Source organism: Stenotrophomonas sp. YJH_SMC_12-1, from assembly GCF_059370935.1.
The window spans coordinates 37,602-62,996 of sequence record NZ_JCAFUD010000008.1 but is presented as its reverse complement, the minus strand read 5'-3'; the positions used below and the strand labels follow the sequence as shown (position 1 = coordinate 62,996).

Here is a 25,395-nt window from a genome sequence, read left to right as displayed (position 1 = left end):
CGGCTGACAGGTTTCTCAATGTTCTCTCTGCAGACCATTTTCGGTTCCGGCAAACAGTTCTACACCCTGCTCGATGAGGCCGCCGTCGCGGCCTCCGACGCCGCCAAGGCGCTGCATTCCATGCTGCGCGAGGCCGACCGCCAGCCCGCGCTGGACGCCTTCAAGCTGGCCCGCCTGCGCGAGCGCGCGGCCTCCGACAAGATCAGCCAGGCGCTGGTGGACAGCTTCATGACCCCGATCGAGCGCGAAGACATCGAAGCGTTGGGCTCGGCCCTGTACAAGATCCCCAAGCAGATCGAGAAGTTCGCCGATCGCTATTCGCTGGCCACGACCCACCTGGAGCACATCGACTTCGCGCCGCGCGCGGCGATGCTGGAACAGGCCGCCGGCGTGGTGGTGGAGATGGTGGCCGACCTGCGCCACATGAACCTGGACCGGATGACCGCGCTGAACGAGAAGCTGCGCTCGCTGGAAAACGAGGCCGACCGCCTGATGCTCGAGCTGTACCGCGACATCTATTCCGGCCGCCTGGACAACCTGCAGATGTTCCTGCTGAAGGAATTCTTCGAGATCCTGGAAAAGGCCATCGACCGTTGCCGCGAGGCCGGCGTGGTTGCGTACCAGATCGTGTTGAAGAACAGCTGACGGACGCCGCCGCATGTTGACCCTTGTCCTGGTGGTGATCCTGGCCGCACTCGTCTTCGAGTTCATCAACGGCTTCCACGACACCGCCAATTCCATTGCCACCGTGGTCGCGACCAAGGTGCTCTCGCCTGGCTGGGCGGTGATGCTGGCCGCCTTCATGAATCTCATCGGTGCGCTGACCGGCACCGCGGTGGCGCTGACCATCGCTTCGGGCCTGCTCAACACCAACGTGGTCGAGGTCACCCCGCAGGTGATCCTGTGCGCGCTGCTGGGCGGCATCATCTGGAACCTGATCACCTGGTGGAAGGGCCTGCCGTCCTCGTCCTCGCATGCGCTGATCGGTGGCCTCTGCGGCGCCGGCCTGGCGGCCGCCCACAACAACTGGGACGCGCTGATCTGGTCCGAGCGCCTGGGCAGCTGGGCGCAGAACAAGGGCCTGCTGTGGAAGGTGTTCGTGCCGATGATCACCTCGCCGATCGCCGGCTTCCTGCTCGGCATCGTGGTGATGGTGCTGCTGTGGGCGCTGATCGCCGGCCTGGCCAAGGTCGGTGGCGCCATCGGCCGCCTGGCCCGCCCGCGCATCGTCAATGCCTTCTTCGGCAAGGCGCAGATCGCCTCGGCGGCCTACATGGGCTTCGCCCACGGCCACAACGACGCGCAGAAGACCATGGGCATCATCGCGATGACCCTGATTGGTGCCGAAGCCACCGGCGCACTGAACGATCTGCCGTCCTGGCTGGCCTTCATGCACCCGGACGCGCACGCCGGTGACGGCATCGCCATGTGGATCGTGCTGACCTGCGCGGTGGTGATGGCGGCCGGTACCGCTTCGGGTGGCTGGAAAATCATCAAGACCCTGGGCCACAAGATGGTCAAGCTGCACCCGATCCACGGCTTCGCCGCGGAGACCAGCTCGGCCACCATCCTGACCCTGGCGGCCCACTTCGGCATGCCGGTCTCGACCACGCACAGCATCTCCACCGCGATCATGGGTGTCGGCTTCGCCAAGAACCCGCGTTCGCTGAAGTTCGGCGTGATCGAGCGCATCGTCTGGGCCTGGATCCTGACCATCCCGGCGGCCGGCGGCTGTGCGTACCTGATCCTGAAGCTGTTCGAGCTGTTCGGCTGGACCTGATCGCCACGCCAGGGTTGCAAACGAAAAAGCCCGCCGGTATCCGGCGGGCTTTTTCATGGGCAGAGAATTCTTCCGCACACATCGTGTCGACCAAGGTCGACACCTACCAGAGCAGAAACAGGGATCCGGTCCCGTGCCGACCAACGGTCGGCACCCACCAACAGCAGCGGGAACCTGTCAGCGGCGGGGTGGGGTGGATATGCAGGACCGTTGGCGCCATGGATGGCGCCATCGAGCCCCCATGGACGGGTTTACGGCGTGTCCTGCATATCCACCCCACCTCGCCAGCCCACGGAAATCCGGCTTTCGACGTTGCCGTTGCCGTTGATCCGGCGGGTGCCGGGCCGCAGGCCCGGCCGAACCCCTCAATTACGCTGGAACAGCGCCTGCACATCCTTCCGGAACGCCGCCTGGCTGTCCGCCCGGCTGTAGAACATGTGCCCGCCCGGATAGCTCCGCACCTGCACCCGGTCCGGGTTGCTGCCCATCGCCGGCATCTGGTCCACCGTCAGGATCGAGCCCATGAACGGGCACGACAGGTCGTTCCAGCCATGCGCGATCAGCACCTGCAGATGCGGATCGATCGCCACCGCCTGGCGCAGCTGGGTCACCGCACCCTGGCGCAGCTCGCCGTTGCGGTCCCACAACCGATTCACGTCGTAGTTCAGCGCCTGGTAGCGTGCATCCACCTTCCAGCCGACCACGCGCGTCACGAAGTCGACCATCGCCGTGGTGGTCGGCGCAATGATGCTGTCCAGCAGCGGATCATTGGCGCGCTGCTCCGGGTCATTCGGGAATGGATCGAACGCGGTCACATTGGAGTCGTAGCGGCTGCCCAGCGTGCCCTTGTCGCGGAACACTTCGCGCAGGTAGGCCTGGGTTTCCAGGCGGCCACCGGCACGGCGCACGAACTGCGGGTCAAGCCCGGTCAGCTCGGTCACCCGGCGCAGCATCGCCTCGGTCGCCTGCGGATCGCTGCGGCCCTTCATCAACGCGGTGGCGTAATCGCCACGGGTGTACTCCACCACCTCGCGCATTGCTGCGTCGGTGAGCCTGCCCTGGCGCTCCAGGTGCGCCGCGGCGATCGACGGCAGCGTCTGCATCCATGCCATCGGCGAGACGTCGGCGTTGTCTTCTAGCGTCGGGCTCAGGTACGGCGAGACCAGCACCAGGCCGTTCATCGCCACGCCCAGCCGGGTCTGCAGGAAATGGGTGATGCGCGGGCCGCGATAGCCGCCGTAGCTCTCGCCGGTCAGGTACTTGCGTGACGCCATGCGCTGGTTGCGCAGCAGCCAGTCGTAGATCGAGCGCGACAGGTACTCGATGTCGGCGCCGGGGTTGTACAGCTGCTTCTTCGCCTCGTCATCGCCGATGCGCGCGCGGCTGAAACCGGTGCCGACCGGGTCGATGAATACCAGGTCGGTGAAATCCAGCCAGGTGCCCGGGTTGTCATGCAGGGTGGCGGGCGCCGAGGCGCTGTCGCCTTCCGAACCGAAGGTGACCACCTTGGGCCCGATCGCGCCCATGTTGAGGTACACCGACGAGGCACCGGGCCCGCCATTGAGCGCGAACGTCACCGGCCGGTCCTTGCCCGGCATCGTGTACGCAGTGAACACCACATCGGCGATGACCTTGCCCTTCTCATCGCGCACCGGCAGGGTGCCGACGGTGGCGGTGTAGTCCAGGGTGCGGCCGGCCAGGCGCATGCTCTGGCGCGCCGACGCATCGGCAGGCAGCGCAGGCGCGTCGGTCCTGTCGTCTTTCGAATCGGGCTTGGTGTCAGCGGCGGGCGCGGCCAGCACGCTGGTGGGGGCGATGAGCAGGCCGACGCAGAGCGCGGCAGTGTGCAGCAGGGACTTCATGGCACCGGATCGGCAGCGGAAGGGGGTTCCGATGCTAGGCCGGTGGAGTGCCATGCCGTATGTGTCCAAAGGCATGGCCACGTTCTGCAGCGGCTTGCGGCCAGATTGGATCAAACGGGCAGGGCGGCTGCCGCTTCGTCGTTGGCCAGCAGGCCATAGACGGCCGAGTCCGAAAGCTCGCCCTGGATGCGCCAGCGCTGGCGCAGCACCCCCTCGCGGTGGAAGCCGAGGCGGTCAAGCACATGTGCCGAGGGTACGTTGCGTGGATCGATCTCGGCTTCGATGCGGTGCAGGTGCAGGGTGTGGAACAGATAGCCCAGCATCTGCTGCAGAGCCTCATGCATGTAGCCCTGGCCCTGGCGGTCGGGCGCCAGCAGATAGCCGATCTCGGCCCGCATGGCCGCACGATCAATGGCGAATGCGACGCAGACGCCCAGCAGTGGGCCGTTGGGTGATTCGCGCAGGGCCAGCTTCAACTGGGTGCCGATCGCGTGCGCGGCAAGGTCGTCGTCGATCTGTTCGCGGGCTTCGGCCGGTCGCGTCCAGGCCGGGTGGTTCCACCAGCGCATCACGTCCGGATTGGATTGCAGCGCGAACAGCGCGGGCGCGTCGTCACGGCGGATCGGGCTCAGCACCAACCGCGCGCTGTGCAGCGGCAGGGCGGGGAACAGCAACGAGTGGCTGGCCAATACGATGGTCCACACGGGTGGACGCGCATTATGGCTCCGCCGGGTTTGCCGATGGCGGCGTAATGCCAAGGGCGCATGAGCCGGTAGTGCCGGCCGCTGGCCGGCACTACCGGGCAGCCGGGTCAGAGCCCTTTGCCAGGCAAAGGGATCCGACCCCGTGCCGGGATCAGACCTCCAGCGAGGCCAGATCGCCCTTGGACTCCAGCCAGCCCTTGCGGTCGGAGGCGCGCTTCTTGGCCAGCAGCATGTCCATCAGCGAGCTCGTCTGCTCGCGATCGTCCACGGTCAGCTGCACCAGGCGGCGCGTATCCGGGTGGATGGTCGATTCGCGCAGCTGCGGCGGATTCATCTCGCCCAGGCCCTTGAAGCGGGTGACGTTGATCGCGCCCTTGATCTTCTCGCGTTCGATCTTGTCCAGCATCGAGCGCTTTTCTTCCTCGTCCAGGGCGTAGAACACCTGCTTGCCCACGTCGATGCGGAACAGCGGCGGCATCGCCACGAACACGTGGCCGGCATCGACCAGCGCCGGGAAGTGCTTCAGGAACAGCGCGGTCAGCAGGGTTGCGATGTGCAGGCCGTCGGAGTCCGCATCGGCCAGGATGATGACCTTGCCGTAACGCAGGCCGCTGATGTCGTCCTTGCCGGGGTCGCAGCCGATGGCGATGGCCAGGTTGTGTACTTCCTCCGAGGCCAGCACGCTGTTGGACGAGACTTCCCAGGTGTTCAGGATCTTGCCGCGCAACGGCATGATGGCCTGGAAGTCCTTGTCGCGGGCCTGCTTGGCACTGCCCCCTGCCGAGTCGCCTTCCACCAGGAACAGCTCGGTACGCGACAGGTCCTGGCTGATGCAGTCGGCCAGCTTGCCGGGCAGGGCCGGGCCCTGGGTGACCTTCTTGCGGACGACCAGCTTCTCGGTCTTCAGGCGTGCGCTGGCGCGCTCGATGGCGATCTGCGCGATTTTCTCGCCCAGCTCGACGTTCTGGTTCAACAGCAGGCTGAAGGCATCGTGGGCGGCGCCTTCAACGAAGCCGGCGGCCTGGCGCGAGGACAGGCGTTCCTTGGTCTGGCCACTGAACTGCGGGTCGGTCATCTTCAGCGACAGCACGAACGACACGCGGTCCCACACGTCTTCCGGGGCCAGCTTGACGCCGCGCGGCAGCAGGTTGCGGAAGTCGCAGAACTCGCGCAGCGCCTCGGTCAGGCCGGTACGCAGGCCGTTGACGTGGGTGCCGTGCTGGGCGGTGGGAATCAGGTTGACGTAGCTTTCCTGCACCAGCTCGCCTTCCGGCAGCCAGGCCACGGCCCAGTCCACCACCTCGGTGTCCTTCTTCAGGTTGCCGACGAACAGGTCGGCCGGCAGCGATTCGCGTTCGCCCAGTTCCAGCTTCAGGTAATCGCGCAGGCCGTCTTCGTAGTACCAGGTGTCGACTTCACCGGTGGCCTCATCGGTCAGCTTGACCGTCAGGCCCGGGCACAGCACGGCCTTGGCGCGCAGCAGGTGCTTCAGCGCGCGCACCGCGAACTTGGGCGTGTCGAAGTATTTCGGGTCAGGCCAGAAGCGCACGCGGGTGCCGGTGTTCTTCTTGCCGACGCTGCCGACCACTTCCAGCGGCGTGGCGCGGTCGCCGTTGCGGAAGGTGATGCGGTGCTCGGCACCTTCGCGCTTGATGTGCACTTCCACCAGGGTCGACAGCGCATTGACCACGCTGACGCCGACGCCGTGCAGACCGCCAGAGAAGGTGTAGTTGTTGTTGCTGAACTTGCCGCCCGCATGCAGGCGGGTGAGGATCAGCTCGACACCCGGGATCTTCTCTTCCGGGTGGATGTCCACCGGCATGCCGCGGCCGTCATCGCTGACCTCCACGCTGCCGTCCTTGTACAGGGTGATCTCGATCGAGCGGGCGTGGCCGGCGAGGGCCTCGTCCACCGAGTTGTCGATCACTTCCTGCGCCAGGTGGTTCGGGCGCGCGGTGTCGGTATACATGCCGGGACGGCGCTTGACCGGGTCAAGGCCGGACAGGACTTCAATATCGGCGGCGTTATAGCGGGCGTTCATCTGTCTTCGAAAGCTTGGAGCGACGGGCAAGTGTGGGGTCTGGCACGGGATTTTGCACGCCTGCGGTTCAGTCTCGGCGACGCAGAGGGGGTAAAATGGCAGCCGCTGGAATCTGAATGCCGGCGACCCCCGTTGGGTCGAAACATCCAAGCCATACCGCGAGGAGGACCTCATGAAGAAGTTGCTGACCATTGCGATCCTGGCCGCTGCCGCCGTTGCAGTGCCGCTGGTGGTGGCGCAGAACGCCGGCCAGCCGGCCCCGCAGCAGGGTGGCCAGGCCGACAAGGCGCAGGCCGAAGCCGATGCCAAGGCCAAGCGCCGCGCCCAGGCCAATGCCGAAATGAAGGCGCAGGGCCAGCCGGCCCCGCAGCAGGAAGAGGAAGAAGAGGCGCGGAAGAAGAAGTAGTTCTTCCGCCCTCCGAAGCCCTTGCCGCAAGGGATTCGCCCCCCGACGCCCCGCCCAGCGGGGCGTTTCTTTTGGGCGATGGCCGCAACTGCCCCTTGGGTTGGCGGCCATCAATCTGTAAACTATGGCTTTCCGGGAGTAAGTGCGTGTCCACCCTTTGCGAATGGGCTGGCACGGCCATGCGTGGTCGCCAGCAATGCGGGTCGCAGGTGACGGTCGATTTGACCGGCACGGCCGCCCCGACCTCGCAGGGTGGTCCCCGTCCGGCGCCTGCCGCCGCACGGCCCAGCACCTCCCTCGCTGCCCCAGCGAACCGGAAAACCCCCTTCAAGCTCCATGCCCGCCCTCCGGGTGCGCGTGGTGCTGCCGTTTTCCATTTCCAGACAGGATGCTTGCAGCCATGACTCCCTTGATTTTCGTAACCGGCGGCGTGGTGTCCTCGCTCGGCAAAGGCATTGCCGCTGCGTCACTGGCCGCCATTCTCGAAGCCCGTGGCCTGAAGGTCACGATGATGAAGCTCGACCCGTACATCAACGTCGACCCGGGCACCATGAGCCCGTTCCAGCACGGTGAGGTCTACGTCACCGACGACGGCGCCGAGACCGACCTCGACCTGGGCCACTACGAGCGCTTCGTGCGCACCCGCCTGAGCCGCAAGAACTCGGTCACCACCGGCCGCATCTACGAGAACGTGATCCGCAAGGAGCGCCGTGGCGACTATCTGGGCGCGACGGTGCAGGTCATCCCGCACATCACCGACGAGATCCGCCGATGCATCGATGAAGCCACCGAAGGCTACGACGTGGCGCTGGTCGAGATCGGCGGTACTGTCGGCGACATCGAGTCGCTGCCGTTCCTGGAAGCGATCCGCCAGGTGCGCACCGAGCGTGGCCCGGAGAAGGCGCTGTTCATGCACCTTACCCTGGTGCCGTACATCGGCGCCGCCGGCGAGCTGAAGACCAAGCCGACCCAGCATTCGGTGAAGGAGCTGCGCTCGATCGGCATCCAGCCGGACGTGCTGCTGTGCCGCTCCGAGCAGGCGGTGCCGGATTCGGAGCGCCGCAAGATCGCCCAGTTCACCAATGTCTCCGAACGCGCGGTGATCAGCGTGCCGGACGTGGACGTGCTGTACCGCATTCCGTCGGGCCTGCACGCGCAGGGCCTGGACGAGATCGTGGTCAACCAGCTGAAGCTGGCCGACAAGGCCGGCCCGGTCGACCTGTCGATGTGGGAAGACGCGGTCGACGCGACCCTGCATCCGCTGGACGAAGTGACCATCGCCGTGGTTGGCAAGTACGTCGATCACCAGGATGCCTACAAGTCGGTCGGCGAAGCCCTCAAGCACGGTGGCCTGCGCCAGCGCACCAAGGTCAACCTGAAGTGGCTGGAAGCACAGGACCTGGAAGGCACCGACATGGCCGCACTGGCCGATGTCGACGGCATCCTGGTGCCGGGTGGTTTCGGTGACCGTGGTTTCGAAGGCAAGGTGCTGACCTCGAAGTTCGCCCGCGAGCAGCAGGTGCCGTACTTCGGCATCTGCTACGGCATGCAGGCGGCCGTGGTCGACTACGCGCGCAACGTGGTCGGCCTGGAAGGTGCCAACAGCACCGAGAACGACCGCCAGTCGCCGAACCCGGTGATCGGCCTGATCACCGAATGGCGCACCGCGACCGGTGACGTGGAAAAGCGCGACGACAAGAGCGACCTCGGCGGCACCATGCGCCTGGGCCTGCAGGAACAGCGCCTGAAGCCGGGCACGCTGGCCCGCGAGCTGTATGGCAAGGACGTCGTCGCCGAGCGTCACCGCCACCGTTACGAGTTCAACAACCGTTACCGCACCCAGCTGGAAGATGCCGGCCTGGTGATCGCCGGCAAGTCGATGGACGACACCCTGGTGGAAGTGGTCGAACTGCCGCGCGACGCGCACCCGTGGTTCCTGGCCTGCCAGGCGCACCCGGAATTCCTGTCCACGCCGCGTGACGGCCATCCGCTGTTCATCGGTTTCATCCGCGCCGCACGCGAGCGCAAGGCCGGCGGCAAGCTGCTTTCCGAAGCGCGCGCCTGACTTGTGAATGGGGGCTTCGGCCCCCATCCTGCATGCTTCAACCCCCAGCGCACCGGCCCGGCCGGTGCTGCGGACAACAAGGAAACGCCATGAAACTGTGTGGATTCGAGGTCGGGCTGGACCAGCCCCTGTTCCTGATCGCCGGCCCCTGCGTGATCGAGTCGATGCAGCTGCAGCTCGATACCGCCGGCAAGTTGAAGGAAGTCACCGACAGGCTCGGCGTCAACTTCATCTTCAAGTCCAGCTTCGACAAGGCCAACCGTACTTCGGGCACCGCGTTCCGTGGCCCGGGCATGGAAGAGGGCCTGAAGGTCCTGGCCGAGGTCAGGAAGCAGATCGGCGTGCCGGTGCTGACCGACGTCCACGAATACACCCCGATGGACGAAGTGGCCTCGGTGGTGGACGTGCTGCAGACCCCGGCGTTCCTGGTCCGCCAGACCGACTTCATCCGCAAGGTGTGCTCGGCCGGCAAGCCGGTCAACATCAAGAAGGGCCAGTTCCTGGCGCCGTGGGACATGAAGCCGGTCGTGGAGAAGGCCAAGGCCACCGGCAACGAGCAGATCATGGTCTGCGAACGTGGTGCCAGCTTCGGCTACAACAACCTGGTCAGCGACATGCGCTCGCTGGCGGTGATGCGCGACACCGGTTGCCCGGTGGTGTTCGACGCCACCCATTCGGTGCAGCTGCCGGGCGGGCAGGGCACCAGTTCCGGTGGCCAGCGTGAGCACGTGCCGGTACTGGCCCGTGCCGCCGTGGCGGTGGGCATCTCCGGCCTGTTCGCCGAGACCCATCCGGATCCGTCCAAGGCGCTGTCCGATGGCCCCAATGCGTGGCCGCTGGACCAGATGGAAGCATTGCTTGAGACCTTGATGGAACTCGATGCAGTGACCAAGAAGCACGGCTTCTCGCGCTTTGCGTGAGTCGTGACCCGTGGCTGGCGCTGGAAACCCAGCGCCGCCGCCGGCACTGGAAACAGTGGCCGTGGGGCCTGATCGCACTGGGCCTGGCCGTGCTGTTCACTGCGGGCATGTTCGGGCTGGTGCTGATCGGTGCCGCGTCCGTGCGGCCGCCGGGTGATGGCAGCAGCGCACTCGATCTGCGCGCGTACTACATCGCGCTTATGGTGGCAGAGCTGCTCGGTGCAGTGGGATGCGTCGCTGCTGCTGTGCAGGCCTGGAGGCTGAATCGCGGCAAGGTGGCCGCCGGCCTGGCGATCATCCTGCTCTCTCTGTGGCTCGGCGCCCTGTTCTACGGAGTGCTTTGATGAATGCGACCACATCGGCGCGAGGCTGGCCCTGGGGCCTGATCGCCTTGGGGCTGTCCGTGTTGACCTGGATCGCCCTGGTGGTGGGCGTACTGGCCTTCACCGCCGGTTTCCGGCCGCCGGGGGACGGAAACAACGGCGTGCAGGCCACGCAGTGGTGGCTGCTGGGCGCATTGGTCACGATGGTGCTGTGCTTCCTGGGCAGTCCGGTGGCGATGGTGCTGGCCTGGCGACGGCGGCGTGGCCCCATCCTGGCGGCGCTTGCTGGTGCATTGCTGGTGATGCTGGTGTCGATGGTCCTGGTCGTGATCGGGTCCAGCTGGGGCTGAAGCCGCCCACGCCATTTGGCAAGTGGCGGGCAGCCGGGGATAATCACGCGGCATTCGTTTTGTCGCCCCCTCTCCAGACAGGTAACCGGTCCGACCATGAGCACGATCCGCAGCATCCACGCCCGTGAAATCCTCGACAGTCGTGGCAACCCCACGCTGGAAGCCGAAGTCATCCTGGAGGACGGTTCGTTCGGTCGCGCCGCGGTTCCCTCCGGTGCCTCGACCGGCACCAAGGAAGCGGTCGAGCTGCGTGACGGCGACAAGACCCGTTACCTGGGCAAGGGCGTGCGCAAGGCCGTCGACAACGTCAACACCACGATTGCCGCCGCGCTGAAGGGTTTTGAAGCCACCGACCAGGCCGGCCTCGACCGTCGCCTGATCGACCTCGACGGCACCGAGAACAAGGGCCGCCTGGGCGCCAACGCACTGTTGGGTGTTTCGATGGCCGCTGCGCACGCCGCCGCCGCATCGAACAAGCAGGCGCTGTGGCAGTACCTGGCCGCCAGGACCGGCGTGACCCCGTCGCTGCCGGTGCCGATGATGAACATCATCAACGGCGGCGCGCACGCCGACAACAACGTCGACTTCCAGGAATTCATGGTGCTGCCGGTCGGCTTCACCTCGTTCTCCGAAGCGCTGCGTGCCGGTACCGAAATCTTCCATTCGCTGAAGTCGGTGCTGAAGGGCCACGGCCTGAGCACGGCGGTCGGCGACGAAGGCGGCTTTGCTCCGGACTTCCGCAGCAACGTCGAAGCGCTGGACACCATCCTTGAAGCGATCGGCAAGGCCGGCTACACCGCCGGTGAAGACGTGCTGCTGGGCCTGGACGTGGCGTCCAGCGAATTCTTCGAGAACGGCAAGTACAACCTGGTGGGCGAGAACAAGCGCCTGACCTCCGAGCAGTTCGTCGACTTCCTCGCCGACTGGGCCGCGCAGTACCCGATCATCACGATCGAAGACGGCCTGGCCGAGAACGACTGGGCCGGCTGGAAGCTGCTGACCGACCGCATCGGCAAGAGGGTGCAGCTGGTCGGTGACGACCTGTTCGTGACCAACCCGAAGATCTTCCAGGAAGGCATCGACTCGGGCACCGCCAACGCGATCCTGATCAAGGTCAACCAGATCGGCACCCTGAGCGAAACCCTGGAAGCGATCGCCATGGCCGACCGCGCCGGTTATGCCGCCGTGGTCTCGCACCGTTCGGGCGAAACCGAAGACACCACCATCGCCGATATCGCAGTGGCTACCACCGCCACCCAGATCAAGACCGGTTCGCTGTGCCGCAGCGATCGCGTGGCCAAGTACAACCAGCTGCTGCGCATCGAGGAAGCCCTCGGCGCCGGCGCGCGTTACGCCGGTCGTGACGCGTTCGTTTCGCTGAAGCGCTGAGCCGATGCGCGACTGGCGCTGGATGCTGCTGGTGCTGGCCCTGCTGCTGGGCTGGCTGCAGTACCGCTTCTGGTTCGGTCCGGGCAATTCGGGCGAAGTGATGATGCTCGAAGCCCAGGTCGCCAACCAGGAGCGGGACAATGAGGGTCTGCAGCAGCGCAACGACGCGCTCGCTGCCGAAGTGAAGGACCTCAAGGAAGGCCAGTCCGCCATCGAGGAGCGCGCACGCAGCGAGCTGGGCATGATCAAGCCCGGCGAGAAGTTCTATCGTGTGGTCGAGGATGCGCCGGTCCATCCGGCGCAGCCTGCGGCAGGTGTCAGTGCGCAGGTTGGCGACCACCCGGCGGACGTGCCATGAGTGCGGCCATCTGGGTCGTGGTTCCGGCTGCGGGTCGTGGCACCCGCTTCGGCGCGCCGTTGCCCAAGCAATACCTGCAGGCAGGGGGACAGATCCTGCTTGCCCATACCCTGGACGCCCTGCTGGCGCACCCGGCCGTGGCCGGGGCGATGGTGGTGATCGGCCAGGACGACGCCGACTGGCCCGGCTGGAACGAGTGGGCGGGCAAGCCGGTGCTGACCTGCATCGGTGGCGCGACCCGTGCCGCTTCGGTGCTGGCTGGCCTGCAGGCGCTGCCGGAGACGGTGCGCGCTGATGAGTTCGTACTGGTCCACGATGCCGCGCGACCGAACCTGTCGCCGGCCGATCTCGGTCGCCTGCTTGAAGTCGGTCGTACCGACCCGGTGGGGGCGATCCTGGCCGCACCGGTACGTGACACGCTCAAGCGTGCAGGCGACGACGGTGGCATCGATGGCACCGAGCCGCGTGAGCGCCTGTGGCGTGCACTGACCCCGCAGCTGTTCCGCCGCCACCAGCTCAGCCGCGCGCTGTCCGACGCCGCTGCCGCCGGTGTTGAAGTCACCGACGAGGCGATGGCCATGGAGCGCCAGGGCCAGCGCCCGCTGCTGGTGGAAGGCAGCGAGGACAACTTCAAGGTCACCACCCCGGCCGATCTGGACCGGTTCGAATTCGTACTTTCCCGCCGCGCCGGCTGACCGTCCGCGTGGTCCTGCTGCAAGGGTTGCATCCATGAGCACCGCACCGTTCCCGCCCGTCCGCATCGGCCAGGGCTACGACGTCCATGCCTTCGGCGAAGGCGATCACATCATGCTTGGCGGCGTGAACGTTCCACACAGCTGTGGCGTGCTTGCGCACAGCGATGGCGACGTGATCCTGCACGCCTTGTGCGATGCGATGCTCGGTGCGCTGGCGCTGGGCGACATCGGCCAGCATTTCCCACCCAGTGACAACCGCTGGAAGGGCGCCGACAGCAGCGACTTCGTGCGTCATTGCGACAGCCTGCTGCGCGAGCGCGGCTGGCGCGTCGGCAACACCGACATCACCGTGATCTGCGAGCGGCCGAAGGTTGGCCCGCATGCGCTGGCGATGCGTGAGCGCATCGGCGGCCTGCTGCAGTTGCCGCTGGATGCAGTCAGCGTCAAGGCCACCACCTCGGAAAAACTGGGCTTCACCGGCCGTGGTGAAGGCATTGCCGCACAGGCGGTCGTGTTGCTGGTGGCGGCATGATTCCGCTGCCGTTGGCATTTGGTGCGCCGTTGTTGACGGCGCGCATCCGCACCACGCCAGACGATTTCCAGGTTGACGAGCTGCCGGCCTTCGAGGCCACCGGCGAAGGCGAGCACCTGCTGCTGCACATCCGAAAGCGCGGTGCCAACACCGTGCATGTGGCCAAGGTGCTGGCCAAGTGGGCGGGCCTGCCGGAAATGGCGGTGAGTTACGCCGGCATGAAAGACCGCCACGCGGTCACCACCCAGCGTTTCAGCGTGCACCTGCCCAAGCGCATTGCGCCGGACCTGGCCGAGCTGGCCAGTGACGAGATCGAAGTGCTCGAAGCGACCTGGCATAACCGCAAGCTGCAGCGTGGCGCACTGGCCGGCAACCGCTTCAAGCTGGTCCTGCGCGAGGTGCAGGGCGATGCCGCAGCGATCAGCGAACGCCTGCAGCAGATTGCCGGGCGCGGCCTGCCGAACTGGTTTGGCGAGCAGCGCTTTGGCCGCGACGGCGGCAACGTGCCCGCGGCACTGGCGATGTTCGGTGGCCGCCGCATGCGCAAGGACCAGCGTTCACTGCTGCTGTCTGCCGCCCGATCGGCGCTGTTCAACCGCGTGCTGGCTGCGCGCGTGGAGCAGGGCAACTGGGATCAGCCACTGGACGGCGAGGTGTGGATGCTGGACGGCAGCCGCAGCGTGTTCGGCCCGGAGCCGTACACCGACGTGCTGGCCGAGCGCCTCGCGCGGTTCGACATCCATCCCAGCGCACCGCTGTGGGGTGAAGGCGAGCTGCGCAGCACCGAAGCGGCACGCGAGCTGGAGCTGGCCGCGCTCGACGACGAGGAAGCGAAGGCACTGCGGGCCGGCCTGGAAGACGCGCGCCTGAAGCAGGAGCGCCGCGCGCTGCGCCTGCGCCCCGCGTTGTTGCAGCACCAGTGGCTTGGCGATGACGTGCTGGAGCTATCGTTCGCGCTGCCGCCGGGCTGCTACGCCACCGCCGTGCTGCACGAGCTCGGCCCGGTCGAAGACGCCTCGCAGGCCTGAGCAGGGCGCGCGGCAGAGTCGACTGTCAGTCGACTTGCGCGCGCAGCGCGGGGTATTCGCTTGCCGCTGGAAGAGCAGTCGACTGACAGTCGACTCTACCTGGACTCATGGCGTCCCCCTTTTTCAGCGCCGCGCCAGCAGCACCAGCACCGCGCCGGTGCCGCCTTGCCCGGTCGGCGCCGAATGGAATGCCAGTACGTCGTTGCGCAGCCGCAGCAGGCGGTCGACCAGGTTCTTCAGTACCGGCGCGCCGCCGTCGGACTGCAATCCCTTGCCGTGGATGATGCGCACGCAGCCATACTCGTGTGCATGCGCTTCCAGCAGGAACTGGCGCAGCAGCGTCTCGGCCTGCGCGGCGGTGGCGCCATGCAGGTCCAGTTCGTCCTGCACCGAATACTGGCCACGCTTGAGGCGCTGGAACAGGCGAGGTGGCAGGTTGTCGCGGCGATAGCTGGCCACGTCGCCGGCTTCCAGTGGCGTGCTGTCGCGCAGCAGCCGGGCGAACTCGCCGGCGGCTTCGGCCTCGTCACGTTCGGCCATGCGCGCGCGCGGCTTCGGCCGGGGCGCAGCCGGTGCCGGCTCGGCATCCTTGCGCAGCGGCGTCACTTCGCCGATGGCCGCGCGGAACAACGCGGCCGGATCTTCGTCTTCAGGGTGCGACATGCGCACAGGGTAAACCGCTGGCGCAGGTCTGCCTATGACGGTTCGATGTCGGCCGTGACCGCCGGCAGGGTAGGACCGGCGGCTCGCATGCGGCACAATAGACGATGCCCTTGCACGGTCGACGGCTTCCGCAGGGGAGTACGACGGTCCCGCCCACACTGCACGGTGATGGAATCGAATTCTTGGAAAATCAAGCGGTTAAATCGAAGATGCGAATCCTGGTCAGTAACGACGATGGCGTCGACGCCGCAGGCATCCGGATGCTTGCTTCGGTGCTGCGTGAGGCCGGTCACGAAGTCACGGTGGTCGCGCCCGACCGCGATCGCTCCGGCGCCAGCAATTCGCTGACCCTGGACCTGCCGATCCGCCTCAAGCGCATCGACCATTACACCGTCTCGGTGGCCGGTACCCCGACCGACTGCGTGCACCTGGCGCTGACCGGGCTGCTCGAGTTCGAACCCGACATTGTCGTGTCCGGCATCAACAACGCCGCCAACCTCGGCGATGACGTGATCTATTCCGGCACCGTCTCGGCGGCGATGGAAGGTCGCTTCCTCGGCCTGCCGGCGGTGGCGGTCTCGCTGGTCACCCGCAACCACGATCCGAAACACTTCGAGACCGCCGCGCGCGCTGCGGTGGAGATCGTCGCCCGGCTCAAGGCCGATCCGTTGCCGGCTGACACCATCCTCAACGTCAACGTGCCGGACCTGCCGTGGAACGAGGTCAAGGGCTTCGAGGTCACCCGCCTGGGCAACCGCCATCGTGCAGAAGGCTGCATCGCGCAGAAGGACCCGCGCGGCAACGAGGTGTACTGGATCGGCCCGGCCGGTCGTGAGCAGGACTCCGGCCCCGGCACCGATTTCCACGCGGTACGCACCGGCCACATCTCGATTACCCCGATCCAGGTCGACCTGACCCGCTACCAGGCACTGGAGAAAGTGGCCAGCTGGGTCGGCGGCCTCAGCGCCGCGCTGGACCAGCCGGCATGAGCCCACGCCTGCGCCTGCAACCGGAAGCCGTCGGCATCGGCATGACCTCGCAGCGTGTGCGCGACCGCCTGGTCGATCGCCTGCGCGAGGCTGGCATCGTCGACGAGTCGACCTTGAATGCGATCCGGGTAGTGCCGCGCCATCTGTTCATCGACGAAGCGCTGGCGTCACGCGCCTACGAAGACACCGCCCTGCCGATCGGCCACGGCCAGACCATCTCCCAGCCGTGGGTGGTGGCGCGCATGACCGAAGCCGTGCTGCAGGTCTCGCCAAAGAAAGTGCTGGAAGTCGGTACCGGCTCCGGCTACCAGGCCGCCGTGCTCGGCGCGCTTGGCCTGGAGATCTACACCGTCGAACGCATCGGCGACCTGCTGCGACAGGCGCGCAAGCGCTTCCGTGCGCTGGGCATGAACATCCGCACCAAGCATGATGATGGTCGCGCCGGCTGGGTCGAGCACGGCCCGTTCGATGCCATCGTCGTCACCGCCGCGGCGCCTGCACTGGTCGATGAACTGGTCGAGCAGCTGGCCGAGGGCGGCCGCCTGGTGGCGCCGGTCGGCGGGCCGGCTGGGCAGTCGCTGGTGCAGCTGGACCGCAGGGCTGACGGCAGCATCGAACAACGCGTGCTGGCGCCGGTCACCTTCGTGCCGCTGCTGTCCGGCATGCTCGACTAATCCACGGAGCAGGGTTGCATGAAGATTTTCGGGCCGCTGTACGAGCGGGCGATGAAGTGGGCGGCGCACGAACGCGCGCCGACCTACCTGACGGTGTTGAGCTTCTTCGAGGCGATCATCTTTCCGGTGATGCCGGAAGTGATGCTGGCGCCGATGTGCGTGGCCCAGCCGAAACGCGGCTGGTGGTTCGCCACCCTCAGCCTGGCCGGCTCGATGGTCGGCGCACTGCTTGGGTATGCACTGGGCCATTACGCCTTCGAGGCGATCAAGCCGCTGTTCGAAGCGCTGGGCATGCTGCCGGCAATCGAGCAGGGCATCACCACCGTGCAGGCGAAGATGGCCGAGTCGCCGTGGGCGGTGTTCACCTTCCTGGTGCTGGGCGGCTTCATGCCCATCCCGATGAAGGTCTTCACGTGGGCATCGGGTATCGTCGGCGTGCCGATGCCGCAGTACCTGTTGAGCATGCTGATCGGTCGCGGCAAGCGCGTGTTCGTGCTGGCTGCGGTCATCCGTATCGGTGGTGCGCGTGCTGAAGCGGCACTGCGTCGCTGGATTGAACCGCTGGGCTGGATCGCCACCGCGTTGGTGGTGGTGCTGATCGCCTGGCTTGTATGGAGGTCGAAGTTCGCATGAATCCTGATCGTCTGAGCAAGGGAGTGCGCATCGGCGCGCTGGCGTTGCTGGTTTCCACCCTGGCCGCCTGCGGCACCGCAACCGTGGTTCGTCCTGGTGGTGGCAGCACCGGCGGTGGTGTGACCACGCCGAAGACCTCGGTGCCCAAGCCCGGGCAGACTGTGGTGGTGCGCAAGGGCGATACCATCTATGCGCTGGCCCGCATCCATGACATCACCCCGGCCGACCTGATTGCCTGGAACAGTCTGGACAACCCCTCGACCATCCATCCGGGGCAGGTGATCCGACTGTATCCGGCCGGTGCCAGCGGCGGCCGCGCGCCGACCACGGTGGTCACCCCGCCGCGCTCGGGTGGCAGCAGCGGCGGCAGCACCACATCGGTCCCGGCCCCGGCGCCGGTGGGTCCGGTGAAGAGCAACATCGCCTGGCGCTGGCCGGCCGATGGCGCGATCGTCGGCCGCTACGTGGCCGGTGACGCGACCAAGCAGGGCGTGGACATCGCCGGTACCAGCGGCCAGCCGGTCAAGGCCACCGCCAACGGTGTGGTGGTGTACTCCGGCGCCGGCCTGGTCGGCTACGGCGAGCTGATCATCATCAAGCACAGCGACCAGTGGCTGTCGGCCTATGGCCACAACCGCAAGCGCCTGGTGAATGAAGGGCAGAGTGTGAAGGCCGGTGAGCAGATCGCCGAGATGGGCCGCACCGGTGCGAACCGCGACATGGTCCACTTCGAGATCCGTTACAACGGCAAGCCGGTGGATCCGCAGCAGTACCTGCCGGCACGCTGATCGTCGTTGGATCGGGGGGCGCCGGGCCACGCCCGGCGTTCCCGACCTGCAGCGCCGAGCCATGCTCGACTCGCTGTACGCTGGCCGCCGTGGGTGGCCATTTGCGACCATGAGAGGCGCATCTCAAGCTTCCCGGCGAGCCAGGGAAGCGGCATGCTTCAACGGCCCCCCAATCCGGTGCCGCATGTCTCGCCCAACAGCCCTTTTCGTGCTGCTCATCGTCGCGCCATTGGCGGCCGCCGCCAGCAGCGATCCACGTGACGTGGTCACCCGGCTCTACGACGCCATCCAGGCACCGACGTCGAACGAAACGACCGTTTCCCCACTGCTGGGTGAGGCCCTCCGCTCAGCCATCGCTGGGCAGCGTGCATATGAACAGGCCTGCACCGTACTGGCGGCGCCTGATGAAAAGCCGCACATGCTGGACCGGAGCCCGTATCTGCTGGCGCCGGATCGACCGGAAACGATATCCGTGGGAATGCCCGGATCGAGCGGTGACGCCACTTGGATCCATGTCGACATGGCCGTGGGCGACTACCGCTGGACCGACCGGGTCCTGCTGCAGCGGCAGGACCGGGACTGGAAGGTCATGGATATCCGCTGGGGGCAGGGCGGCAACCTGATTGGCCGGCTCAAGGCGTTCTCGGCATTCCGCTGCACACCTTCGGGCAGCTGGCCAGGAGCCACCCGGTGACTCGACCTCAGCCTTCCAGAATGAAGGCGGCGGCGACCTTGCGGCCTTCGCTGGCCAGGATGTTGAAGGTGCGCGCGGCGGCTGGATTGTTCATCACTTCCAGGCCGATGCCGCGTGACAGGCAGGCGGCCATCACCACCGCCGGCGGGAACACCTGACGGTCACCCGTGCCGAGCACGATCAGCGCCGGATTCAGCGCCAGGATCGGCTCCAGGTCAGCCACCTGCAGCGCAGTGGCGCTCACCACCGGCCATTGCGTGACCAGCTGGTCCGGGGTCAGGAAGAAACTGCTGCCCAGAGCCTGGTCATTCACCTTGGCCGAGCGGCCATCGGCGGCACGGAGGCTATAGGCGTAATCCGGCGGTTCGTGGTTCAGCTGCATGGCAGTAGGGCGATCAGCCGCGCGGCAGCACGATCTGGCGCTGTTCCTTGCTCGGGCGGTACAACACGGCGACGTGGCCGATGCGCTGCACCAGCGCGCTTTCGGTGGCTTCGACGATCTCGCCGATCATCACGTCACGGGCGTCGCGGTCTTCGGCAGCGACCTTCACCTTGACCAGCTCGTGGCGCTCCAGCACTTCGTTCAGCTCAGCGATGAAGGCCGGGGTCACACCCTTGCCGCCGGTCTGCAGCAGGGCCTTCAGGTCGTGGGCTTGGCCGCGCAGGAAACGGGTCTGGGAGGCGGTCAGGGCGATGGACATGCAGGAAAACACGGTTGAATGGGGCGATCAGGGTATCATGAGGACCCCATCAGCCCCTATTTTCAATGGCTACCCGCAGCAAAAGCAGCCAGCGCTGGCTCAAGGAACACTTCTCCGACCCCTTCGTGAAGAAGGCCCAGGCCGAAGGCATGCGCTCGCGCGCCGCCTACAAGCTCGAAGAGCTGCTGGAACGTGACCGGTTGCTGAAGCCGCACATGGTGGTGGTCGACCTCGGTGCCGCCCCGGGCGGCTGGTCTCAGCAGGTGCGGAGACAGATCGGCGACACCGGTCGCGTGCTGGCGCTGGACATCCTGGACATGCCGCCGCTGGCCGGCGTGGAGTTCCTTCATGGTGACTTCAGGGAAGAAGCCGTTCTATCGCAGTTTGAAGCCATGCTCGGGGATCAGCCGGTAGACCTTGTGCTGTCGGACATGGCCCCCAATAAGAGTGGTGTAGGCGCGGTCGACCAGCCGCGGATGATGCACCTGGCGGAGCTGGCCCTGGATTTTGCCGACAACCACCTGAAGACCGGTGGGGCGTTCCTGATCAAGCTGTTCCAGGGTGAAGGCTTTGACGACTACGTGCGCGACATGCGTCGCCGGTACGACAAGGTCTCCATCCGCAAGCCGGAAGCTTCGCGCAAGCGCTCTCCCGAGGTGTATGCCTTGGGTCAGGGAAAACGCGCCCACATGAAGTAAGCTCGCAACGTACGCAAGTTCGACCCCAACGCAACGCCAGCACTGAGAGGAACACCGGAGCCAATGAGGATGAACGACTTGACCAAGAACCTCCTGCTATGGGTGGTCGTCGCCGTCGTGCTGATGGTGGTCTTCCAGAGCTTCTCGCCGAAGTCCTCCGGGGCCGGCGCGCAGGGCGCGTCTTACTCGCAGTTCCTGGACCAGGTGGACAGCGGCAACGTGCAGAAGGTCGCCTTTGGCGGCGACATGCGCGGCGGTACCAGCCAGCTGACCTACACCACCCGCGGTGGGCAGTCGTCCACCATCACCGCGCCGTTCGATCGTGACCTGATCAACGTGCTGCGTACCAAGAACGTGGAGATCGTGCAGGAGGAGCCGTCCAGCGGCATTTCCCTCGGCGCGATCCTGATGAATTTCCTTCCGGTCATCCTGATCATCGGCTTCTGGTTGTTCATCATGCGCCAGATGCAGGGCGGTGGCGGCGGTGCCAAGGGCGCGATGTCCTTCGGCAAGTCGCGCGCCAAGCTGCAGGGCGAAGACCAGATCAAGGTCACCTTCGCCGACGTCGCCGGCTGTGACGAGGCCAAGGAAGAAGTGGGCGAACTGGTCGACTTCCTGCGCGACCCGTCCAAGTTCACCAAGCTGGGTGGCAAGATTCCGCGCGGCGTGCTGATGGTGGGCCCGCCGGGTACCGGCAAGACGCTGCTGGCCAAGGCCATCGCCGGCGAAGCCAAGGTGCCGTTCTTCTCGATCTCCGGTTCGGACTTCGTGGAAATGTTCGTCGGCGTCGGCGCCAGCCGCGTGCGTGACATGTTCGAGCAGGCCAAGAAGCACGCGCCGTGCATCATCTTCATCGACGAAATCGACGCCGTCGGCCGCCACCGTGGCGCCGGCCTGGGCGGCGGTCACGACGAGCGCGAGCAGACCCTGAACCAGCTGCTGGTCGAGATGGACGGTTTTGAAGGCGGCGAAGGCGTGATCGTGATCGCTGCGACCAACCGTCCGGACGTGCTGGACCCGGCGCTGCTGCGCCCGGGCCGTTTCGACCGCCAGGTCGTGGTCGGCCTGCCGGACGTGAAGGGCCGCGAGCACATCCTCAAGGTCCACATGCGCAAGCTGCCGCTGGCTGACGACGTCGAGCCGATGGTGATCGCGCGTGGTACCCCGGGCTTCTCCGGTGCGGACCTGGCCAACCTCTGCAACGAGGCGGCCCTGTTTGCCGCGCGTGGCAACGAGAAGGAAGTCCGCATGGACCACTTCGACCGTGCCCGCGACAAGATCCTGATGGGTGCCGAGCGCCGCTCGATGGCCATGAGCGAGGACGAGAAGACCCTGACCGCGTACCACGAGGCCGGCCACGCCATCGTCGGCCGCCTGGTGCCCGAGCACGACCCGGTCTACAAGGTGACCATCATTCCGCGCGGCCGTGCGCTGGGTGTGACCATGTACCTGCCGGAAGGCGACAAGTACTCGATGAACCGCGTGGCGATCCAGTCGCAGCTGTGCTCGCTGTACGGCGGCCGCGTCGCTGAAGAACTGATCTTCGGCGAGGACAAGGTCACCACCGGCGCCTCCAACGACATCGAGCGTGCCACAAAGATGGCCCGCAACATGGTCACCAAGTGGGGCCTGTCCGAGCAGCTCGGCCCGATCGCCTATGGCGAAGAGGACGACGAGGTGTTCCTGGGCCGTTCGGTCACCCAGCACAAGAGCGTGTCCAACGACACGGCGCGCCGGATCGACGAGGAAGTGCGCAACATCCTCGATAAGGCCTACGCCCGCACGACCCAGCTGCTGACCGAGAACATCGACAAGCTGCACGCGATGTCGCAGCTGCTGCTGCAGTACGAGACCATCGACGCGCCGCAGATCGACGCGATCATGGAAGGCCGCGATCCGCCGCCGCCGGCGGGCTGGAGCAAGTCGAACAAGGATGGCGGCAACGACAAGGGCGGCGACGCCCGTCCGCTGCCGCCGATCGCAGGCCCGGCCGAATCGCACTGACGGCCCGCTGCAGGTGACACCAGACGAGGCCGGGGCAACCCGGCTTCGTCGTTTCCGGGCCACTGGCCCATCCCGAAGAACCGATCTGACGCTGGAGCCCGCATGTCCGCCCCGAAGCCCGAACCGATTTCCCACACCGCCGAGATGGTGATCGCCACCGTGGTCGGCGTCGGTGTGGGCTTGGGGGCCGACAACCTGCTGCTGGGCTGCGTGGTGGGTATCGCCGTTGGCATCGTGCTGAGCATCGCCAGGACCCTGTACGTGGACCGCAAGCGCCGCCGCCGTTGAGGGGTTGTCGGCAGGGCTGCGCCCTGCACCCGCGGTAGTGCCGGCCGCTGGCCGACAACCTCAACAGCAACAGCAACAGCGGGCTTTCCGTAGGATGGCGGGGCGGTGTCGGAGGGCGGGGACGCTGCAAGTACGTCCCTGTAAGCTTGGCAGCCGCATCCATGCGGCTGACACCCCGCACTCCGACACCGCCCCACCTCTGACAGATTCCTGCTGCTGTTGGTAGGTGTCGACCTTGGTCGACACGTAGATCCACGCCATGCGTGGATGAATCTCCATCGAACTCGAGTATCTCGAGAATTGAACGAAGAGCATCCACGCATGGCGTGGATCTACCGGTCCCCATCCAACCGTCACCGGGAATCTGTCGGAGGTGGGGCGGTGTGGGGCTGCAGGACCGTTGGCGCCATGGATGGCGCCATCGAGCCCCCAAGGACGGGTTTACGGCGTGTCCTGCAGCCCCACACCGTCCCGCCAGACCATCAGCAATCCAGAGCCGCATTAGCTTTGGCCGTTGCCTCTGCGGGTGCAGGGCGCCGCCCTGCCGAACTAAACTACCCGCCGTTGTCCCTGCAGGATTGCCCATGTTCGATACCTCGCCCCAGCTCGATTGCGCCGGCCGCATCCTGCGCCTCGATCGTGCCCAGGTCATGGGCATCGTCAACGTCACCCCGGACTCGTTCTCCGATGGCGGCGCGCACGACACCACCGAGGCTGCGGTCGGCCATGGCCTGAAGCTGGTCGAGGAGGGCGCGGACCTGCTGGACATCGGCGGCGAATCGACCCGGCCGGGCGCTGCGCCGGTATCGGTGGAGGAGGAACTGCGCCGGGTGATTCCGGTGATCGAGCAGCTGGCCGCGCGCACCCGGGTGCCGATCAGCATCGACACCTTCAAGCCGGAAGTGATGCGCGCGGCGGTGGCGGCTGGCGCCGGCATGATCAATGACATCTACGGCCTGCGTCAGGAAGGGGCGCTGGACGCCGCCGCTGCAACCGGCGTGCCGGTGGTGCTGATGCACATGCAGGGCGAGCCAGGCCACATGCAGGCCGATCCACATTACGACGACGTGGTCGCCGAGGTGCACGGCTTCCTGGTCCAGCGCCTGTTCGCTGCCGAGATGGCGGGCATTGCGAAGAAGAACCTGCTGATCGATCTCGGTTTCGGTTTCGGCAAGACCACTGCCCACAACATGACCCTGCTGGCACGCTCCGAGCGGTTCCTGGAGTTGGGCCTGCCGATGCTGGCTGGCCTGTCGCGCAAGCGCAGCCTGGGCGAACTGACCGGTCGCGACACGCCGTCCGAGCGCGTGGCCGCCTCGGTGGCCGCGCACCTGATCGCGGTGCAGCGCGGCGCACGCATCGTGCGCGTGCATGACGTGGCCGCCACCATCGATGCGCTGAAGATCTGGCAGGCAGTCGAGGCCGTGCCAACGCCGCGCGCCGACGCCACGCCGACGATCCGCTGGCCGGACGAAGACTGATGGGCATCGACCGGCGGCCACTGGCAATCGCCGTGATGGGGCCGACCGCCAGTGGCAAGACCGCCACCGCGATCGCCCTGGCGAAGCAGCTGGATGGCGAGATCGTCAGCGTCGATTCGGCGCTGGTCTACCGGCATCTGGATATCGGCTCGGCCAAGCCGGATGCGGCCGAGCGGGCGCAGGCGCCGCACCATCTGCTGGACCTGCGCGATCCGTGGCAGACCTATTCGGCGGCCGAGTTCGCCGCCGATGCCGGCCGCGTCGTGGCCGACATCGTGGCACGCGGCAAAACGCCGATCCTGGCAGGTGGCACGGGGCTGTACTTCCGGGCCCTGCTGCAGGGCCTGTCGCCGATGCCGGAGGCCGACCCGGTGATGCGCGAAGCACTCAGCACCGAGGCGGCCGAGCGGGGCTGGGCGGCACTGCACGCAGAACTGGCCATGGTCGATCCAGCCGCAGCCGCACGTATCCATGCCACCGACCCGCAACGCATCCAGCGGGCGTTGGAGGTCTATCGCCTCACCGGCACGCCGATCAGTGAATGGCAGCGCCGGCCGGGCGTCGCGCCATTGCCGGTGCGCACCCTCAAGCTGATCCTCGCCCCGCGTGACCGCGCGGTACTGCACCAGCGCATCGAGGCGCGCTTCGACGCCATGCTGGCGCAGGGCTTCCTGGACGAGGTGCGGGCACTGCGTGCAATGCCGGAAATGGCCGCCGTGACGGCGCCGCTGGACCTGCCGGCGGTGCGCGCGGTTGGCTATCGCCAGGCCTGGGAATACCTGGACGGGGAGGGTGATGCCGCCCGTTTCCGTGACAAGGCGATCTTCGCCACCCGGCAGCTGGCCAAGCGCCAGCTGACCTGGCTGCGCGGCGAGCTTGATGCGCGCTGGTTCGACCCCCATGTCGATGGGGAGCGCCTGGCCGGCGCGGTGTCGACCTTCGTCGCACGCTGAACCCCCGCCAGCCGTGTAACATCATCGGTCGGCGGGCGGCTCGGGGGCCGTGGCAACCGTCGGCAACCCAATAAGAACAATAATCAGGAGTGTGCAATGTCCAAGGGGCAATCGCTGCAGGATCCTTTCTTGAACGCACTGCGGCGCGAACGCGTGCCGGTTTCGGTGTACCTGGTGAACGGCATCAAGCTGCAGGGCACGATCGAGTCGTTCGACCAGTTCGTGGTCCTGCTGCGCAACACGGTCAGTCAGATGGTCTACAAGCACGCCATTTCCACGGTCGTTCCGGCACGCAACGTGAAGGTTGGCCCGGGCGGTGGTTACGTGCAGTCGGGTGAAGGTGGTCAGGCAGGTGATGAAGCAGACGAGTAAGACC

At 66.6% G+C, this 25,395-nt stretch carries 29 protein-coding genes; 23 read left to right on the top strand and 6 right to left on the bottom strand.

From position 1 onward, the window contains the following. Positions 1 to 18 precede the first annotated feature (18 nt). Both AC5P8Y_RS15375 and AC5P8Y_RS15370 read left to right on the top strand, forming a co-directional pair. Complete coding sequence (locus tag AC5P8Y_RS15375; RefSeq protein ID WP_004152833.1) at positions 19 to 645, top strand: DUF47 domain-containing protein; 627 nt, start codon at positions 19 to 21, stop codon at positions 643 to 645. A gap of 13 nt (positions 646 to 658) precedes the next feature. Then, positions 659 to 1,780, top strand: coding sequence for an inorganic phosphate transporter (locus AC5P8Y_RS15370; protein WP_019658889.1), 1,122 nt, complete (start codon positions 659 to 661; stop codon positions 1,778 to 1,780). Between the two features lie 365 nt (positions 1,781 to 2,145). On the opposite strand, the gene AC5P8Y_RS15365 is transcribed toward AC5P8Y_RS15370, so the two are convergent. The 3 genes from AC5P8Y_RS15365 to parE all read right to left on the bottom strand — a co-directional run bounded on the left by AC5P8Y_RS15365 (position 2,146) and on the right by parE (position 6,387). After that, on the bottom strand, positions 2,146 to 3,642 hold the full coding sequence (locus AC5P8Y_RS15365; protein WP_049432409.1) for a S10 family peptidase: 1,497 nt from the start codon (positions 3,640 to 3,642) through the stop codon (positions 2,146 to 2,148). A 110-nt stretch (positions 3,643 to 3,752) separates the two neighbouring features. Continuing rightward, positions 3,753 to 4,331, bottom strand: coding sequence for a GNAT family N-acetyltransferase (locus tag AC5P8Y_RS15360; RefSeq protein WP_033834182.1), 579 nt, complete (start codon positions 4,329 to 4,331; stop codon positions 3,753 to 3,755). Between the two features lie 166 nt (positions 4,332 to 4,497). Further along, positions 4,498 to 6,387: a DNA topoisomerase IV subunit B gene (gene parE / locus AC5P8Y_RS15355; RefSeq protein ID WP_005408996.1), complete on the bottom strand. Its 1,890-nt coding sequence runs from the start codon at positions 6,385 to 6,387 to the stop codon at positions 4,498 to 4,500. Between the two features lie 172 nt (positions 6,388 to 6,559). Between parE and AC5P8Y_RS15350 the strand changes: the two genes are divergently transcribed. From AC5P8Y_RS15350 to truD, 10 genes are all read left to right on the top strand, one after another. Next, the gene (locus AC5P8Y_RS15350) at positions 6,560 to 6,793 is read left to right on the top strand and encodes a hypothetical protein (protein ID WP_005408997.1); all 234 of its coding nucleotides are present in this window, start codon (positions 6,560 to 6,562) and stop codon (positions 6,791 to 6,793) included. Between the two features lie 400 nt (positions 6,794 to 7,193). Then, on the top strand, positions 7,194 to 8,858 hold the full coding sequence (pyrG, locus tag AC5P8Y_RS15345; RefSeq protein ID WP_005408998.1) for a CTP synthase: 1,665 nt from the start codon (positions 7,194 to 7,196) through the stop codon (positions 8,856 to 8,858). A gap of 89 nt (positions 8,859 to 8,947) precedes the next feature. Beyond that, entirely contained in the window at positions 8,948 to 9,778 is an 831-nt protein-coding gene (kdsA, locus tag AC5P8Y_RS15340) for a 3-deoxy-8-phosphooctulonate synthase (RefSeq protein ID WP_049404300.1), read from the top strand. Next, a complete protein-coding gene (locus tag AC5P8Y_RS15335) occupies positions 9,775 to 10,122 on the top strand; it encodes a hypothetical protein (RefSeq protein ID WP_111109110.1) in 348 nt (115 codons plus the stop codon). Before kdsA ends, AC5P8Y_RS15335 begins: the two co-directional genes overlap by 4 nt. Further along, positions 10,122 to 10,451, top strand: a complete 330-nt coding sequence (locus AC5P8Y_RS15330; RefSeq protein ID WP_111109111.1) for a hypothetical protein — start codon at positions 10,122 to 10,124, stop codon at positions 10,449 to 10,451. The genes AC5P8Y_RS15335 and AC5P8Y_RS15330 overlap by 1 nt, the downstream gene beginning before the upstream one ends. A 96-nt stretch (positions 10,452 to 10,547) precedes the next feature. After that, positions 10,548 to 11,840 carry a phosphopyruvate hydratase gene (eno, locus tag AC5P8Y_RS15325; protein WP_049430304.1) on the top strand — a complete coding sequence of 431 codons (1,293 nt, stop codon included), beginning with the start codon at positions 10,548 to 10,550 and terminating at the stop codon, positions 11,838 to 11,840. A 4-nt stretch (positions 11,841 to 11,844) separates the two neighbouring features. Further along, the gene (ftsB, locus tag AC5P8Y_RS15320) at positions 11,845 to 12,198 is read left to right on the top strand and encodes a cell division protein FtsB (RefSeq protein WP_005412924.1); all 354 of its coding nucleotides are present in this window, start codon (positions 11,845 to 11,847) and stop codon (positions 12,196 to 12,198) included. After that, positions 12,195 to 12,893 carry a 2-C-methyl-D-erythritol 4-phosphate cytidylyltransferase gene (gene ispD / locus AC5P8Y_RS15315; RefSeq protein WP_005409004.1) on the top strand — a complete coding sequence of 233 codons (699 nt, stop codon included), beginning with the start codon at positions 12,195 to 12,197 and terminating at the stop codon, positions 12,891 to 12,893. The genes ftsB and ispD overlap by 4 nt, the downstream gene beginning before the upstream one ends. Positions 12,894 to 12,927: 34 nt before the next feature. Then, positions 12,928 to 13,425: a 2-C-methyl-D-erythritol 2,4-cyclodiphosphate synthase gene (gene ispF / locus AC5P8Y_RS15310; RefSeq protein WP_024956349.1), complete on the top strand. Its 498-nt coding sequence runs from the start codon at positions 12,928 to 12,930 to the stop codon at positions 13,423 to 13,425. Further along, on the top strand, positions 13,422 to 14,453 hold the full coding sequence (gene truD, locus AC5P8Y_RS15305; RefSeq protein WP_088470134.1) for a tRNA pseudouridine(13) synthase TruD: 1,032 nt from the start codon (positions 13,422 to 13,424) through the stop codon (positions 14,451 to 14,453). The genes ispF and truD overlap by 4 nt, the downstream gene beginning before the upstream one ends. A gap of 123 nt (positions 14,454 to 14,576) precedes the next feature. Here truD and AC5P8Y_RS15300 read toward each other — a convergent pair whose 3' ends face one another. Next, the gene (locus tag AC5P8Y_RS15300) at positions 14,577 to 15,116 is read right to left on the bottom strand and encodes a Smr/MutS family protein (protein ID WP_005409007.1); all 540 of its coding nucleotides are present in this window, start codon (positions 15,114 to 15,116) and stop codon (positions 14,577 to 14,579) included. A gap of 209 nt (positions 15,117 to 15,325) precedes the next feature. Here AC5P8Y_RS15300 and surE point away from each other — a divergent pair, with 209 nt between their 5' ends. The 5 genes from surE (at position 15,326) to AC5P8Y_RS15275 (ending at position 18,894) form a co-directional block, all read left to right on the top strand. Further along, complete coding sequence (gene surE / locus AC5P8Y_RS15295; protein WP_005409008.1) at positions 15,326 to 16,105, top strand: 5'/3'-nucleotidase SurE; 780 nt, start codon at positions 15,326 to 15,328, stop codon at positions 16,103 to 16,105. Further along, entirely contained in the window at positions 16,102 to 16,779 is a 678-nt protein-coding gene (locus AC5P8Y_RS15290; protein ID WP_049404305.1) for a protein-L-isoaspartate(D-aspartate) O-methyltransferase, read from the top strand. Before surE ends, AC5P8Y_RS15290 begins: the two co-directional genes overlap by 4 nt. A gap of 18 nt (positions 16,780 to 16,797) precedes the next feature. Next, positions 16,798 to 17,412, top strand: a complete 615-nt coding sequence (locus AC5P8Y_RS15285) for a YqaA family protein (protein WP_049404306.1) — start codon at positions 16,798 to 16,800, stop codon at positions 17,410 to 17,412. Next, a complete protein-coding gene (locus AC5P8Y_RS15280) occupies positions 17,409 to 18,200 on the top strand; it encodes a peptidoglycan DD-metalloendopeptidase family protein (protein ID WP_005412928.1) in 792 nt (263 codons plus the stop codon). Before AC5P8Y_RS15285 ends, AC5P8Y_RS15280 begins: the two co-directional genes overlap by 4 nt. Positions 18,201 to 18,384: 184 nt before the next feature. Continuing rightward, positions 18,385 to 18,894, top strand: a complete 510-nt coding sequence (locus tag AC5P8Y_RS15275) for a hypothetical protein (RefSeq protein WP_049404307.1) — start codon at positions 18,385 to 18,387, stop codon at positions 18,892 to 18,894. A 7-nt stretch (positions 18,895 to 18,901) separates the two neighbouring features. Here the strand turns inward: AC5P8Y_RS15275 and AC5P8Y_RS15270 are convergent, their stop codons facing one another. Both AC5P8Y_RS15270 and yhbY read right to left on the bottom strand, forming a co-directional pair. Further along, positions 18,902 to 19,276, bottom strand: a complete 375-nt coding sequence (locus tag AC5P8Y_RS15270; RefSeq protein WP_049404309.1) for an Mth938-like domain-containing protein — start codon at positions 19,274 to 19,276, stop codon at positions 18,902 to 18,904. 13 nt (positions 19,277 to 19,289) lie between these two features. Then, a complete protein-coding gene (gene yhbY / locus AC5P8Y_RS15265; RefSeq protein WP_004152868.1) occupies positions 19,290 to 19,595 on the bottom strand; it encodes a ribosome assembly RNA-binding protein YhbY in 306 nt (101 codons plus the stop codon). Between the two features lie 65 nt (positions 19,596 to 19,660). Between yhbY and rlmE the strand changes: the two genes are divergently transcribed. The 6 genes from rlmE to hfq all read left to right on the top strand — a co-directional run bounded on the left by rlmE (position 19,661) and on the right by hfq (position 25,391). After that, on the top strand, positions 19,661 to 20,293 hold the full coding sequence (rlmE, locus tag AC5P8Y_RS15260; RefSeq protein WP_005409014.1) for a 23S rRNA (uridine(2552)-2'-O)-methyltransferase RlmE: 633 nt from the start codon (positions 19,661 to 19,663) through the stop codon (positions 20,291 to 20,293). A 69-nt stretch (positions 20,294 to 20,362) separates the two neighbouring features. Continuing rightward, positions 20,363 to 22,297 (top strand): ATP-dependent zinc metalloprotease FtsH, encoded by a 1,935-nt coding sequence (gene ftsH, locus AC5P8Y_RS15255; protein ID WP_005409015.1) that lies wholly within the window; start codon positions 20,363 to 20,365, stop codon positions 22,295 to 22,297. Positions 22,298 to 22,399: 102 nt separating this feature from the next. Beyond that, entirely contained in the window at positions 22,400 to 22,585 is a 186-nt protein-coding gene (locus AC5P8Y_RS15250; protein WP_005416039.1) for a hypothetical protein, read from the top strand. A 584-nt stretch (positions 22,586 to 23,169) separates the two neighbouring features. After that, positions 23,170 to 24,066 carry a dihydropteroate synthase gene (gene folP / locus AC5P8Y_RS15245; protein WP_049403889.1) on the top strand — a complete coding sequence of 299 codons (897 nt, stop codon included), beginning with the start codon at positions 23,170 to 23,172 and terminating at the stop codon, positions 24,064 to 24,066. After that, positions 24,066 to 25,019, top strand: coding sequence for a tRNA (adenosine(37)-N6)-dimethylallyltransferase MiaA (miaA, locus tag AC5P8Y_RS15240; RefSeq protein WP_005412933.1), 954 nt, complete (start codon positions 24,066 to 24,068; stop codon positions 25,017 to 25,019). The genes folP and miaA overlap by 1 nt, the downstream gene beginning before the upstream one ends. A 96-nt stretch (positions 25,020 to 25,115) precedes the next feature. Next, on the top strand, positions 25,116 to 25,391 hold the full coding sequence (gene hfq / locus AC5P8Y_RS15235) for an RNA chaperone Hfq (protein ID WP_004152891.1): 276 nt from the start codon (positions 25,116 to 25,118) through the stop codon (positions 25,389 to 25,391). The last annotated feature ends 4 nt before the right edge of the window (positions 25,392 to 25,395 follow it).

What these genes read in the sequence shown, in the direction of transcription:
- kdsA (WP_049404300.1), top strand. Translation starts at nt 8,948, where the DNA reads ATGAAACTGTGTGGATTCGAGGTCGGGCTGGACCAGCCCCTGTTCCTG.
- rlmE (WP_005409014.1), top strand. Translation starts at nt 19,661, where the DNA reads ATGGCTACCCGCAGCAAAAGCAGCCAGCGCTGGCTCAAGGAACACTTC.
- ftsH (WP_005409015.1), top strand. Translation starts at nt 20,363, where the DNA reads ATGAACGACTTGACCAAGAACCTCCTGCTATGGGTGGTCGTCGCCGTC.
- AC5P8Y_RS15275 (WP_049404307.1), top strand. Translation starts at nt 18,385, where the DNA reads ATGTCTCGCCCAACAGCCCTTTTCGTGCTGCTCATCGTCGCGCCATTG.
- hfq (WP_004152891.1), top strand. Translation starts at nt 25,116, where the DNA reads ATGTCCAAGGGGCAATCGCTGCAGGATCCTTTCTTGAACGCACTGCGG.
- yhbY (WP_004152868.1), bottom strand. Translation starts at nt 19,595, where the DNA reads ATGTCCATCGCCCTGACCGCCTCCCAGACCCGTTTCCTGCGCGGCCAA.
- AC5P8Y_RS15330 (WP_111109111.1), top strand. Translation starts at nt 10,122, where the DNA reads ATGAATGCGACCACATCGGCGCGAGGCTGGCCCTGGGGCCTGATCGCC.
- AC5P8Y_RS15375 (WP_004152833.1), top strand. Translation starts at nt 19, where the DNA reads ATGTTCTCTCTGCAGACCATTTTCGGTTCCGGCAAACAGTTCTACACC.
- truD (WP_088470134.1), top strand. Translation starts at nt 13,422, where the DNA reads ATGATTCCGCTGCCGTTGGCATTTGGTGCGCCGTTGTTGACGGCGCGC.
- miaA (WP_005412933.1), top strand. Translation starts at nt 24,066, where the DNA reads ATGGGCATCGACCGGCGGCCACTGGCAATCGCCGTGATGGGGCCGACC.
- AC5P8Y_RS15280 (WP_005412928.1), top strand. Translation starts at nt 17,409, where the DNA reads ATGAATCCTGATCGTCTGAGCAAGGGAGTGCGCATCGGCGCGCTGGCG.
- AC5P8Y_RS15285 (WP_049404306.1), top strand. Translation starts at nt 16,798, where the DNA reads ATGAAGATTTTCGGGCCGCTGTACGAGCGGGCGATGAAGTGGGCGGCG.
- AC5P8Y_RS15250 (WP_005416039.1), top strand. Translation starts at nt 22,400, where the DNA reads ATGTCCGCCCCGAAGCCCGAACCGATTTCCCACACCGCCGAGATGGTG.
- AC5P8Y_RS15350 (WP_005408997.1), top strand. Translation starts at nt 6,560, where the DNA reads ATGAAGAAGTTGCTGACCATTGCGATCCTGGCCGCTGCCGCCGTTGCA.
- folP (WP_049403889.1), top strand. Translation starts at nt 23,170, where the DNA reads ATGTTCGATACCTCGCCCCAGCTCGATTGCGCCGGCCGCATCCTGCGC.
- AC5P8Y_RS15270 (WP_049404309.1), bottom strand. Translation starts at nt 19,276, where the DNA reads ATGCAGCTGAACCACGAACCGCCGGATTACGCCTATAGCCTCCGTGCC.
- eno (WP_049430304.1), top strand. Translation starts at nt 10,548, where the DNA reads ATGAGCACGATCCGCAGCATCCACGCCCGTGAAATCCTCGACAGTCGT.
- AC5P8Y_RS15300 (WP_005409007.1), bottom strand. Translation starts at nt 15,116, where the DNA reads ATGTCGCACCCTGAAGACGAAGATCCGGCCGCGTTGTTCCGCGCGGCC.
- surE (WP_005409008.1), top strand. Translation starts at nt 15,326, where the DNA reads ATGCGAATCCTGGTCAGTAACGACGATGGCGTCGACGCCGCAGGCATC.
- ispF (WP_024956349.1), top strand. Translation starts at nt 12,928, where the DNA reads ATGAGCACCGCACCGTTCCCGCCCGTCCGCATCGGCCAGGGCTACGAC.
- AC5P8Y_RS15290 (WP_049404305.1), top strand. Translation starts at nt 16,102, where the DNA reads ATGAGCCCACGCCTGCGCCTGCAACCGGAAGCCGTCGGCATCGGCATG.
- ispD (WP_005409004.1), top strand. Translation starts at nt 12,195, where the DNA reads ATGAGTGCGGCCATCTGGGTCGTGGTTCCGGCTGCGGGTCGTGGCACC.
- AC5P8Y_RS15365 (WP_049432409.1), bottom strand. Translation starts at nt 3,642, where the DNA reads ATGAAGTCCCTGCTGCACACTGCCGCGCTCTGCGTCGGCCTGCTCATC.
- parE (WP_005408996.1), bottom strand. Translation starts at nt 6,387, where the DNA reads ATGAACGCCCGCTATAACGCCGCCGATATTGAAGTCCTGTCCGGCCTT.
- AC5P8Y_RS15370 (WP_019658889.1), top strand. Translation starts at nt 659, where the DNA reads ATGTTGACCCTTGTCCTGGTGGTGATCCTGGCCGCACTCGTCTTCGAG.
- ftsB (WP_005412924.1), top strand. Translation starts at nt 11,845, where the DNA reads ATGCGCGACTGGCGCTGGATGCTGCTGGTGCTGGCCCTGCTGCTGGGC.
- pyrG (WP_005408998.1), top strand. Translation starts at nt 7,194, where the DNA reads ATGACTCCCTTGATTTTCGTAACCGGCGGCGTGGTGTCCTCGCTCGGC.